General features: G+C 42.2%; 15 protein-coding genes. 4 read left to right on the top strand and 11 right to left on the bottom strand.

What is annotated here, in order from left to right; translation table 11 throughout:
• Positions 1–4: 4 nt before the first annotated feature.
• Complete coding sequence (locus tag GOP56_RS11780) at positions 5–682, top strand: ATP-binding cassette domain-containing protein (RefSeq protein WP_163245692.1); 678 nt, start codon at positions 5–7, stop codon at positions 680–682.
• Positions 683–742: 60 nt separating this feature from the next.
• Here GOP56_RS11780 and GOP56_RS11785 read toward each other — a convergent pair whose 3' ends face one another.
• The 6 genes from GOP56_RS11785 to GOP56_RS11805 all read right to left on the bottom strand — a co-directional run bounded on the left by GOP56_RS11785 (position 743) and on the right by GOP56_RS11805 (position 4,011).
• Positions 743–1,690 carry a 3'-5' exoribonuclease YhaM family protein gene (locus tag GOP56_RS11785; protein WP_163245693.1) on the bottom strand — a complete coding sequence of 316 codons (948 nt, stop codon included), beginning with the start codon at positions 1,688–1,690 and terminating at the stop codon, positions 743–745.
• Between the two features lie 2 nt (positions 1,691–1,692).
• Positions 1,693–2,172 carry a YkvA family protein gene (locus tag GOP56_RS11790; RefSeq protein WP_163245694.1) on the bottom strand — a complete coding sequence of 160 codons (480 nt, stop codon included), beginning with the start codon at positions 2,170–2,172 and terminating at the stop codon, positions 1,693–1,695.
• Positions 2,165–2,791 carry a DedA family protein gene (locus GOP56_RS11795; RefSeq protein WP_022586461.1) on the bottom strand — a complete coding sequence of 209 codons (627 nt, stop codon included), beginning with the start codon at positions 2,789–2,791 and terminating at the stop codon, positions 2,165–2,167. Before GOP56_RS11795 ends, GOP56_RS11790 begins: the two co-directional genes overlap by 8 nt.
• 194 nt (positions 2,792–2,985) lie before the next feature.
• Positions 2,986–3,225 carry a hypothetical protein gene (locus GOP56_RS11800; protein ID WP_003338704.1) on the bottom strand — a complete coding sequence of 80 codons (240 nt, stop codon included), beginning with the start codon at positions 3,223–3,225 and terminating at the stop codon, positions 2,986–2,988.
• A gap of 165 nt (positions 3,226–3,390) precedes the next feature.
• Entirely contained in the window at positions 3,391–3,561 is a 171-nt protein-coding gene (locus GOP56_RS23405; protein ID WP_174250671.1) for a hypothetical protein, read from the bottom strand.
• 84 nt (positions 3,562–3,645) lie between these two features.
• Entirely contained in the window at positions 3,646–4,011 is a 366-nt protein-coding gene (locus GOP56_RS11805; protein WP_003338702.1) for a PspC domain-containing protein, read from the bottom strand.
• A gap of 121 nt (positions 4,012–4,132) precedes the next feature.
• On the opposite strand from GOP56_RS11805, the gene GOP56_RS11810 reads away from it, so the two are divergent.
• A complete protein-coding gene (locus tag GOP56_RS11810) occupies positions 4,133–4,507 on the top strand; it encodes a hypothetical protein (protein WP_236867799.1) in 375 nt (124 codons plus the stop codon).
• Between the two features lie 130 nt (positions 4,508–4,637).
• Here the strand turns inward: GOP56_RS11810 and GOP56_RS11815 are convergent, their stop codons facing one another.
• Positions 4,638–5,198 carry a GbsR/MarR family transcriptional regulator gene (locus GOP56_RS11815; protein WP_003338700.1) on the bottom strand — a complete coding sequence of 187 codons (561 nt, stop codon included), beginning with the start codon at positions 5,196–5,198 and terminating at the stop codon, positions 4,638–4,640.
• Between the two features lie 289 nt (positions 5,199–5,487).
• Between GOP56_RS11815 and GOP56_RS11820 the strand changes: the two genes are divergently transcribed.
• Both GOP56_RS11820 and GOP56_RS24260 read left to right on the top strand, forming a co-directional pair.
• A complete protein-coding gene (locus GOP56_RS11820) occupies positions 5,488–6,684 on the top strand; it encodes a quaternary amine ABC transporter ATP-binding protein (protein WP_003340128.1) in 1,197 nt (398 codons plus the stop codon).
• On the top strand, positions 6,684–8,417 hold the full coding sequence (locus GOP56_RS24260; protein ID WP_163245695.1) for an ABC transporter permease/substrate binding protein: 1,734 nt from the start codon (positions 6,684–6,686) through the stop codon (positions 8,415–8,417). The genes GOP56_RS11820 and GOP56_RS24260 overlap by 1 nt, the downstream gene beginning before the upstream one ends.
• Before the next feature lie 45 nt (positions 8,418–8,462).
• Here GOP56_RS24260 and GOP56_RS11830 read toward each other — a convergent pair whose 3' ends face one another.
• From GOP56_RS11830 to GOP56_RS11845, 4 genes are all read right to left on the bottom strand, one after another.
• A complete protein-coding gene (locus tag GOP56_RS11830; protein ID WP_163245696.1) occupies positions 8,463–9,083 on the bottom strand; it encodes a flavin reductase family protein in 621 nt (206 codons plus the stop codon).
• A gap of 21 nt (positions 9,084–9,104) precedes the next feature.
• A complete protein-coding gene (locus GOP56_RS11835; RefSeq protein ID WP_163245697.1) occupies positions 9,105–10,268 on the bottom strand; it encodes a homogentisate 1,2-dioxygenase in 1,164 nt (387 codons plus the stop codon).
• A 14-nt stretch (positions 10,269–10,282) separates the two neighbouring features.
• A complete protein-coding gene (locus GOP56_RS11840; protein WP_163245698.1) occupies positions 10,283–11,233 on the bottom strand; it encodes a fumarylacetoacetate hydrolase family protein in 951 nt (316 codons plus the stop codon).
• A 211-nt stretch (positions 11,234–11,444) separates the two neighbouring features.
• Positions 11,445–11,792 carry a DUF3870 domain-containing protein gene (locus tag GOP56_RS11845; protein ID WP_163245699.1) on the bottom strand — a complete coding sequence of 116 codons (348 nt, stop codon included), beginning with the start codon at positions 11,790–11,792 and terminating at the stop codon, positions 11,445–11,447.
• Positions 11,793–11,809: the final 17 nt, after the last annotated feature.

Below are 11,809 nucleotides of genomic sequence, written 5' to 3' on the forward strand. Positions count from 1 at the left end.
TTCCATGCTACAGGTTCAGATCATGAAACAACGTACGCATTTCGCATTAGAAGTATCATTTATTGTTCATAACGAAATTGTTGTCCTGTTTGGCCCATCTGGTTCAGGTAAAACCAGCATTCTGGAATGTATCGCTGGATTGCTCACACCGGATGCGGCTCTAATTTCATTACATGGACAAGAACTATGCACTCCGGTAAGTAGCGTTGCTCCCCAGAAACGAAATATCGGCTATGTCTTTCAGGACTATGCCTTGTTTCCCCACATGACTGTTGAAAAAAATATTTTATACGGGATTGATTCAAAAAAACAGGCTGTAGACAAAGCCTTCCTAGAGCAAATCTGCGAAACGCTCGGGATTCGTCATCTGTGGAAAAGCTTTCCTACTAATATCTCAGGCGGAGAAAAGCAACGGGTAGCATTGGCCCGCGCTCTAGCAGTCAAACCAGCTTTATTGCTTTTAGATGAGCCTCTCTCAGCCCTAGATCCTGCAACAAGAGCAGAGTGTCAGGACGAATTGCTTCGCCTGCATCAGCTCTGGAATATTCCCGTCTTATTAGTCACACATGATGAGGCAGAAGCGTACAAGCTAGGAAATAGAATCTTACGCTTACGTTCAGGAAGGATAGAAGAGGAGGTATTGCTTCAACCTCCCGTATCCGCTACTCGTCAAAAAAGCTGAGGTAGGAACCCGCCTACATCAGCTTTTTTAATAAGCAAACACATTTAATTGGAGAATTGCTTAAAAGCCTCTCCACACCTTCCGTTTTAACACGGGTGCATAATGCCATTCTTCCTCTTCTGACATCTCCTGTAGGGTATTGCCTAGCGCGTTCATTTTACTGTCAATTTGGTCAAGATAGTGGAAAATAACAGCAGTAGGTGTCTTACCTGACACAGCGCTTCCCCATCCCATTTCCAAATCGCCATGATGACTTAAAATGCAATGCTTCAGATGCAATACTTCACTATCATCTAATGGAATAGCTAAGTCTGTACATGCTTTCGTCACCATTTCTACTCCCATGACCAAATGACCAATCAACTGTCCTGAAGTGGTATATTCTGGGGCTACCGGATCAGATAACTCATACAGCTTGCCAATATCGTGCAAGATGCAGGTGGTCAGCAGCACATCACGGTCTACCTGTGGATATAGCGGCAGCAAGCGTTTGCCCAAATCTAATAAAGAGACTACATGTTCTAATAAGCCTGAATAATAATGATGATGCATTCGAACGCCCGCAGGAAAAGAGCGCATCCGTTCATACACATCTTCCTTCCCGATCAGATGTGAGATAATCGCTCTCAATGTAGGGCTTTGAATATCTGATAGATGACTCTCCAACCGTCCCCATAATTCATCTACAGCATATTTGGAAGTAGGGACTAGCGATTCCATTACAACCTCGTCCGCAGGAGTAGCGTGACGTACACGTTGAATGACTAATTGTTTTTTACCGCGGTACATCTGTACCTGTGCATCAATTTTAATAATCGATTTTACTTGAAGATTTTCTTTAAGCTCATCGGTAACATCCCAAATCTTTGCAGACAAGCTGCCAGATCTGTCACCAATCTCTAGATTCATATATTCGCTCTGGTTACTAGCAACGCCAATCTCTCTACTTTTAACGAGACAAAAGGCGATTACGCGTTCTCCCTCCACATAATCAGCCAAAAATTTCATACCTAATTCCCCTTTGTTTTGTGGAATAGGAGGGCATCTATCCTCTTCAAGATATGAGTCCCTACTAATTCATCCGCTTTCGAAATAACATCCGTAATCACCTGTAGCAGGTTTTCTTTCCCGTTCCAATGCTCCTGGACGATGACCTGCTCCGTGTTGCTAAGAATCTTGTGTAAGGCATATACCGCTAGCACTATATCATCTAAATAACCAATAGGGCCTATCAAAGCCTCAGGAATTAAGTCTACAGGCGAAATAAAGTAAGCAACGGCAAGCGCTGCTATAGCCTTCGCTCCCGTAGCCACTCGATTGTCCACCAGCAATCTGGCCAAAAGCACAAATAGATCAGGAGCAAGTAAAAGATATGGAGTAGAACCCTCCGGCATACCTTTGCTACGAATGAACTTCTCCACTTTTTCTCTTAGCTTATCATAAAATCGCTGATGATTTTTTGGTATCAGTATAATTTGCTCCTCATTCATTTGGTTTTCCTCCTGCTCTTTTTTTCCGAACGCGTTGATACACATATGCCACAAGAACCACTGCGATAAAGATAAGAAGAATCCAAATGGTCACTTTTTTAATAGCCAATTGAAAGACTCTCTCCCAGCTCTCACCTAAGATGAAGCCCAAGCTAACAAACAAAGCAGTCCAAAAAGCCCCTCCTGCATAGGCTAAAATAGCAAAAGTACGAAAACGCAGCTCTGTGATACCCGCAAAATAAGCGGTATATTGACGAATCCCTGGCAAAAAATAGCCAATGGGAATGGCCCACTTCCCAAAACGTTGAAACCATTCTTCCGTTTTTTTATACATTCGATACCCTTTTTCGAAACGCTTCAAGTATTTTTCTATAAAAGGATGCCCCAATTTAAATCCAATCCAATAAGCTGCTGTCATCGCACTTATGGAGCCTAGATAGCAGACTAAAAAGGTTGGTAGGAAATGCAGATCTCCCCTAGATACCAAAAACCCCGAAAACACCAAAAGCGTCTCCTCAGGAACAGGCAAGCCAATCAAGCCAAAAAAGAATAGTCCATAGAGAGCAAAGTATCCATATTGTGAGATATATCCGCCAAAATGATTAATAAATTCATTCATTCAGGTCTTCCCTTTCCTTTCTCTATATATCGTGCCAAATCTTAGCAAGTAAGTTCAAGTTGTCTTATCTACCCAATATGACGTCCTTGACCACTATTGGTTGCATATTAATGCTCAACCTGCCTTGTTCTTATTGGGCTCTCATAAAAAAGAAAGGAACCACGCTCCATGATGCGCTGGTTCCTTTTCTGAGTTTATTCCGCTTGTTGGTTGCGAGCAAATGCATTACGTTCACGGAGAACTACCATAATTTCGCTAACCGTATGTTTGTCATAAATCATCGCCATGACATGTTCAACGTCTTCTTTTTCTAAACCGGTCGCGATTAGACTTTCTTTTAAAAGTACGTCGTTATTGCGACGGAAATAGGATTGCAACGTTCGCAATACACGCCCTTCAAAATGCGTCTTTAACAATAGTTCAGTCGTTGACATTACCTTCCACCTCATCCTACAGTATAGAAACTATTATCTCCCAAACTGCCCAAGGAATCAACCTTCTGTCCATAACCTTATGTATTGCCAGCTTTAAAGGATATATATACTTCTCTTTAAACCCAAAAGAGGCCACATAATTTCTTGTGCCTCTTTTGCATGTCATTATTTGGTTGTATCCGATGGAAATGTTGTCAGCATCTCTTCTAACACCTGAACATCATTTTCTAAACCACGAATATCTTCCTCTAGCATTTTAAGCAAATGCTTTTTATCCCGAAGCATTTTTCGTGTTTGATCTAGGCGCTCTTGCATATCAAAAACACCGATATACACTATCGTTTCCCTCCCTATGTAAGATCCAACGAACCACCTTACATCATATGCAACGACAGCATATTGTTTCCATTTTCTTTGCCATCAGGACTGATATTTTTCTAATTCCGCACGCAGCCGTTTTATTTCTTGACGCATTGCGGCTTTTTCCAATCGTTCCATTTCCTGATCTAAACCTTTATCATAGTTTGCTTTTTCATAGAAAGGTTCTTGGTGAAATCCTGATGCAAATTCAGGCTGTGGACGCTGATAGCGTGCCTGCTCCCACATGGGCTCCTTAGGCATGATGAAAGCGAGCAAGAAGTACAGCAATAGTGGTACCCCTGTAAAAAAGGTGACAACAGCGGTTACCAAACGAAGCAATGTCGCATCAATTCCTAGATAAGCAGCGAAACCGCCACAAACCCCAAAGATTTTTTTATCAGATTGGGACCGATAGATACGATTCATAATAGGCGCATCCCCTCTCAATATATATACCTGTTCTTGATAATACTAGGATATCGAAATCAGCTTTTGTTCAAAACTGGCTGGAGTGGGATTTTTCCTCCGTCTACAGGCGGAGACAGGCTTGCATAAAAAGAATCAGGTTGCTCACGCTATTGAAGAGGTGATCCATGTGAGTAAGAGAAAAGCGATAACCGTATTGCTTATCAGTACGTTAGGATTGTTGTCTATAGCTGGTTGTAATAGGAGCCATACAAGTCAAATTCAAGGTGTACCGACTAGCATTAAATCTAATCCGCATGTCTATTTTTTACAAAGCCATCCCCAAACAGCAACAAATCAAAATAACTTTACACCGTATGGAATGCCGGTTAATTCAGGGAGTGGCACAGATTATGATCTGATTGTCAGACCTGAATCCGTGTCCGATTACGGAGGTCTGTTTGGGACAAAACAAATCATTTTGACGAATAATTCAAATTCACCCTATCAAAAATAACAGCAGGCTTTAGAAAAAACGGTGCGTAAGGGTGTTTTAATAAGCCATATATGGGTACAAATAAATTAGTATTTTTTGTTCAAACAAAAAACGCTAAGGACTCCCTCAGCGCTACACTTGTTTTGGCGTATTATTCTTCCTCTTTAGGTATGAAAGTAAATATCTCACCTGTTTCAAAGGAACGGATCAATTTTTCTAACCACTTATAATAAGACAGCGCATGCTGCATTTTAAGCATGTCACCCTTAATTAAATTGTAGGCTTGAGGATTATCTCCGTACTTATCTAACAGAACTTGTAGTTCTCTGAGGGACTTGTGCAAATGATGCACATTGCTTTCCATTGATTTGCGCCAACGTATTGAAAAGTAATCACCCAGATTTTGATGCCAATCTGGTTCCGTTTCATAAAGATCTTTACGAGAACCTTTGCTCCAAACTTTGTTGACCATTTTCAGATCGATCAGGGTGCGCATTCCAGTGCTCATACTGGTTTTGCTCATCCCCATTTGCTTGCCCATTTCGTCAAGAGTAACTGGACCTTGCGAAAAGTACATCATGCCATACAAATGACCAACAGATTGGGTCACTCCAAATAAATCCATGTTTTTACCAACCGTTTCAATCATACGATGGCGCGTTTTTTGAACGGCAACCTGAAGCTCTTCAGGAAGTCCTTCAAATTCATCCATTGTTGCTTACCTCCTAGGACAGGTCAAACTTCATCTTTCATTATATCGATTTTATTGTAGGAGGCAACCATACCCTAGTAAAGGACTGGGTATAGGTGAAATTTTACGAAAAATGGAGTATACTGTACATAAAGTGCGTAAAGTTTTTTCTGTACGTACTTGATCAAGTTATTTCCTGTTTGCTCTTGTTCATACATTTTTCATACACTTACCGGAGCGTTTCGTTACAAAATTGAACGTTTTCTCTGGGAGCAAAAGAAAGGAATTACCAGAAGAAGGGAGTGTCTTCATGCCAATTATTGAAGTCAAAAATTTAACAAAAGTATTTGGCCGTGATCCAAAAAAAGCCATCCCCCTGCTCAAAGAGGGCTGGACAAAAGAAAAAATCTTCAAAGAGACAAAAATGACGGTTGGGGTAAATCAAGCTTCTTTTTCGATAGAGGCCGGAGAAATATTCGTTATAATGGGGCTGTCGGGTAGCGGTAAATCCACATTAGTGCGACTATTGAATCGTCTAATTGAGCCGACAGATGGCCATGTGTTTATTAATGGAAAGGACATCGTATCCTTAAATCAAGAAGATCTTCGCGAAGTTCGACGTAAAAATATTACAATGGTTTTCCAAAAATTTGCTCTCTTTCCACATCGTACAGTTTTAGAAAATGTAGAGTATGGTTTAGAAGTATCGGGAATACCTAAAGCAAAAAGACAAGAACAAGCAATGAAATCGCTTGAATTGGTTGGTTTAAAAGGCTGGGAAAACTCCTTACCTGATCAGCTTAGCGGCGGTATGCAGCAACGTGTCGGTCTTGCTCGCGGTTTAGCCAATGATCCTGATGTTTTGTTGATGGACGAAGCGTTTAGTGCTCTTGATCCTTTGATACGCAAAGAGATGCAAGATGAGCTCTTAGAATTACAAACAAAAATGAAAAAAACCATTATTTTTATCACGCATGATTTGGATGAAGCATTACGGATTGGTGACCGTATTGCCTTAATGAAGGATGGAAATGTCGTCCAGGTTGGAACACCGGAAGAAATTTTGACCAACCCGGCTAATAAATATGTAGAACGCTTTGTAGAGGACGTAGACCTGTCCAAGGTACTTACAGCTACTCAAGTTATGAAACGCCCTGAAACGATTACCTTGGAACGCGGACCACGTGTTGCTTTGCAATTTATGCAAGAACGCGGGGTATCGACTTTATATGTAGTAGACACCCACAAACGTTTACTTGGGGCCATTACTGCTGATGATGCCGTTCAGGCAGTTAAAGAGGGGAAAAAGCTGGCAGATATTCTAATAAAGGAAGAGGTTCCTACTGTCTCCCCCGATACAGTGCTCAATGAACTATTTGATATCGTAAGCTCTACCCGAGTTCCTGTAGCAGTAGTAGATGGGGGAAATCGCTTGCAGGGAATTATCATCCGCGGAGCCGTACTAGCCGCACTCTCCGGCAACACAGAAGGCGGTGAAACAGTATAATGAATATGTTTAAAATTCCTTTAGGTTCATGGATTGAATCATTAGAAGCGTGGTTTGATGCTTCCTTTGGTCCTTTATTTGCAGTAATTAGTGCTATTATCGGCGGGTTGGTTAGCGGTTTTGAGTGGCTATTTATGAATATTCCTGCTCTGCTCTTTATCGTGTTGTTCTCCCTGATCATTTATTTTGTAGCACGCTGGAGAATGGCTCTCTTTTCTTTATTGGGCTTACTCCTCATATACAACCTTGGCTATTGGCCACAAACAATGATGACTTTAGCCCAGGTCCTAACGGCGGCCATGATTTCCATTCTTCTTGGGGTGCCGATTGGGATTTGGTGCGCAAAGAAAAATACGGCTCAAAGCATTGTCACACCCATTTTAGATTTCATGCAGACCATGCCAGCATTCGTATATCTGCTGCCAGCGGTTACGTTCTTCTCACTCGGCGTGGTACCAGGTGTTATTGCTTCTGTTATCTTTGCGATTCCTCCAACTATTCGACTAACAAATTTAGGGATTCGACAAGTACCTGAGGATTTAGTAGAGGCAGCAGATGCATTTGGTTCTACACCGATGCAAAAATTAATCAAGCTGCAATTGCCATTAGCCATCCCTTCCATTATGGCTGGGATTAACCAGACGATTATGCTATCGCTGTCGATGGTTGTTATTTCATCCATGATCGGGGCACAAGGCTTAGGTTCAGATGTTTACCGTGCCGTTACGCAAACAAAAACCGGCGTAGGCTTTGAAGCCGGGATTGCTGTTGTTATTCTAGCGATCATTTTGGATCGATTTACCCAAACGCTCATTAAAGGACAAGAGAAGAAATCTGCAAAGCCTGCGATAAAATATCGTAGACCTTTCATTTTAGCCTCAATCGCCATTTTAATTATTTCTAGTATCGTAAATGGTGTTGCTGGTAATGGTGGCACTGCCAAAAACATTACCCTTTCCTATGTAGCATGGGATTCTGAAATTGCTAGTACGCATGTAGTAAAACAAGTGTTAGAACAAAAGTTAGGTTATCAGGTTAATATGTTACAGGTCGAAGCAGGTCCAATGTGGACAGGCGTTGCCACCAAGAGCGCTGATGCCCTTGTTGCTGCTTGGCTACCGAAAACGCATGCTAGCTTCTACGCTAAAAACAAAGATCAAGTAGAAGACCTAGGGGCAAATTTAGAAGGTACACGACTTGGTTTGGTTGTTCCAGAATATATGAATATCACGTCTATTGATGACTTAAGACGTTCTGATATAAAAGATGCTACGAAAGCAACAATTATTGGGATTGAGCCTGGAGCTGGTCTGATGTCAGCAGCTACTAAAATGCTACAGGATTATCATCTAACAGACTGGACTTTGATGGAGGCTTCATCCGCGGCAATGGCTACTGAGCTACAAAAAGCCTACAGCCAGCAAAAGCCAATTGTTGTTACAGGCTGGACACCACATTGGATGTTCGCCAAAATGAAATTAAAGTATCTTGACGATCCTCAAAAATCATTTGGAGAAGACGAACAAATCCACACGATCGTCCGCTTAGGATTGCAAGAGGACTTACCAGATGCTTATCAATTCCTGCGCCAGTTTAAATGGACTCCAGAAGATATGGCGCAAGTAATGGTTCGTATTCAGGAAGGTGTCGAGCCCGATGATGCTGCCAAGGAATGGGTTGACGCTCACCCAGAAATAGTAGAAAAATGGCTAGCAGGCATTAAACTCAAATAATACAAAAGGCATCCTCACAATCAGAGGGTGCCTTTTTCCTATTTATCAATATTTTTTAGGATCGTATACAGGTCGAGGATGATCAAACAATTCGCCTAACGTGGCGTACGTATGCCCAGCTAAACGGCTAACAGGAGCAAATTTTTCAGCATCAATTTTTCCGTTAAAGTACATAGAATCATCTATATGCACATGTACAGCCTCGCCAATGATTAAATCGGAAGCGGCAGGCTCACCTAATGTAACAATCTGATGTAGCTTACATTCAAAATGAATGCGAGATAACGCTAACCTTGGTACTTTGATTGCTTGAGAAGGAGTCAGATCAAGTCCTAGCGCCTCTACCTCGCTTTGATCCGCTGGAAAGTCGGCTGAGGTTTCATTTACCAACGCAACATTATGCACATCTACTGTGTTCACGACAAATTCCTTTGTTTCCGAGATATTCCGAGCTGTATCCTTCATCACCTGCCCTGGTTTTCGCGAAACCGCTATGGAAATCATCATCGGGTCAATGCAAGCAACATTAAAATAACTAAATGGGGCTGCATTTACCACACCTGCTGGATTATGCGATGTAACCCAGGCAATCGGACGCGGAATGATGCCACCTATCAGTAATTTATATTTTTCCTGTCTCTCTAACTCGCTTATTCGTAGCTCCACACGCCATGCCTCCTTTTTCCCCTATTTCTTTACAGGTAGCCAGCTATACATATAAGCTGTATCTTCTAGTGCGAGCGCCTGCCTTGTTGCTTTTAACGGACGGAAAGTATCTAGCATGACCGCTAATTCCTTCGTCTCTTTTTTACCAATGCTTGCCTCGATCTTACCTGGATGCGGTCCATGTGGAATACCCATAGGGTGCAGAGTTATGGAGCCTTCTACTACACCTTTGCGACTCATAAAGTTGCCATCCACATAATACAGAACTTCATCGCTCTCTACGTTACTGTGGTAATACGGTGCTGGAATAGCCTCCGGATGATAGTCATATAAACGAGGGACAAAGGAACAAATCACAAAATTCTGACCAGCAAATGTCTGATGAACTGGAGGTGGCTGATGCACGCGGCCCGTTATCGGTTCAAAATCATGAATACTCAGCGCATAGGGGAATAAATAGCCATCCCATCCAACCACATCAAACGGATGAAAATCAAATGTATAGCTATATAATGTGTGATTTTGTTTGACTCGAACTTCAAAGCTCCCTTCCTCCACAAGTGTTTCCAATCGTTCCGGCAATCGTATATCCCGCTCGCAAAACGGCGAATGTTCCAACAATTGACCGTGCTCGTTTCGATAACGCTTAGGCGGAACAATTTCATTTTGAGATTCAATCACAAGAAAACGCGTATCCTCCGTTGAGGGTACAATTCGATAAGTCGTACCAATCGGGATAACTAAATAATCACCCGGTCGATACGTAATGGTACCAAAGATGGTTTGAAGCTCTCCCTCGCCCTTATGAACGAAGACGACCTCGTCTCCTTCCGAGTTACGATAATAATAGTCCATTTCCTCAGTTGGCGAACAAACAGCCATTACCACATCATCATTTCCCAATAAGTAGCGACGGCCTAATATAGGGTCTCCCCCTTGTGGTGCATCGAAGCTCAGAAAGTGCTGGTGACGTAACTCCTCGCGTTCCACATATTGCATATCAATTGTAGCTATTTTTTTTACTTCCGTCACTTGTGTTGGAGGGTTGTGATGATACAAAATGGATTGAATCCCAGAAAAACCTTTTGTGCCCATCAGTTGCTCACGGTACAGCTCACCATTTGGCTTAAAAAATGTGGTATGGCGTTTTTGCGGCACTTCGCCCATTTTTACGTAAAATGGCATGAAACATTCCTCCCTTATGCTCCTATAATAGTATTTCGCAGAGTACCTAGATGATCGATCTCCAATTCAACAACATCTCCTGGCTGTAGCCAATTGTATTGTTCTCCACCACCTAATTCTAATAAGCATCCGCTGCCTACTGTACCGGAGCCAATAACATCTCCAGGGTACAAAAAACAAGCTTCGGAAGCACGCGCAATCATTTGAGCAAATGTATAATAGATATCTACAAAATTTCCGCGCGAGTATTGCTTGCCATTTATCCTTGCTGTCATTTGCAAATCATAACGATTTCCATTTGAGGAGGGAATCATACGACCGCCTAGCTCATCAGCAGTAACCAACCAGGGGCCTGTAGAGGTTGCAAAATCCTTAGCCTTAGCAGGTCCAAGTCCCACTTTCACTTCCTCACGTTGAATGTCACGCGCACTCCAGTCATTTAGAATCATAAAGCCGGCAATATACTCATCTGCCCTTTCTATGGGGATATCTATCCCTTTTTTACTAATGACACAGGCAATCTCTAATTCGTAGTCAAGAGACTTTGTTTGCTTAGGCTTAGTGATATTGGCTTCTGTTCCGATAAATGCGGCTGGATTTGAAAAATAAAAGACAGGTAACTGATACCACTCTGGAACCATTTCAAGACCCCTACGCTTTCGACACGTCTTTACATGCTGCTCAAATGCATAAAAGTCTCGAAAGCTGGGGGGGCGGGGAATAGGAGCACCTAACTGTATCTCTTCCAAAGGAATCATCTCTTCATGCTCGGCTATCTGTTGTTCAAGTAAACATGGGTACCATATGTCCCATTCATTTAATAATCCCTGCATGGTTGATGGAGCCCCCTCCACTGTATCAGCTATGTCCATAACTTTCTTCCCCACATACAAGCCAGCCCGCCATTCGACCTGATTTTCTACCGTTGTGATCTCTTTTTTTCGTTGATAGCTAACTAGCTTCACGACTTCACCTCCCGCTTTTTTCCATAAACAAAAAAACCAGTTGCACATAAAGCCACACAAAAAAACCAAAAGGAATACTCCTTTCAAGTCACTTATTGTATGGCAGTATGAACAACTGGCTTATGTTTACTTGACCGAGAAAAATCTTTTTAAGATTATCCCCCATAAACACCCAGTGTCACTCTGCTATCTTTTTAACTACTAAGATAACTTAGACCTGCTGTTTACCTTCCAAATATCGATCCAATGCAGAGCGGAGAGCTTGAAGCACTGTTCCCTGTGTCGGTACCAAAGCACGCTTACGAATGGTTGCCTGCAGCTTTTCCCATTCTGCTGGCAGGGATGCACCGATCACCAAGCCCCGAATAAATTCTTCATTTAACCCCATTAAAAAAGTAAATGATGCATCAACCACAAGGTCTGTTCGACTATCCATCACTAAAGAACAGGCAAACATCTTTTGGCTATCTGTCAAAGGTGTTCCCTTAGGCAGTTGGGCAAATCCTGTGGCTAAAATATAAGCATCATCTGTATAACGAGGCAGGGGCACATTTGTCATGATCCCTTCCCCTCCTT

This window comes from Brevibacillus sp. 7WMA2 (assembly GCF_010748895.1).
Lineage (GTDB): Bacteria > Bacillota > Bacilli > Brevibacillales > Brevibacillaceae > Brevibacillus_B > Brevibacillus_B halotolerans.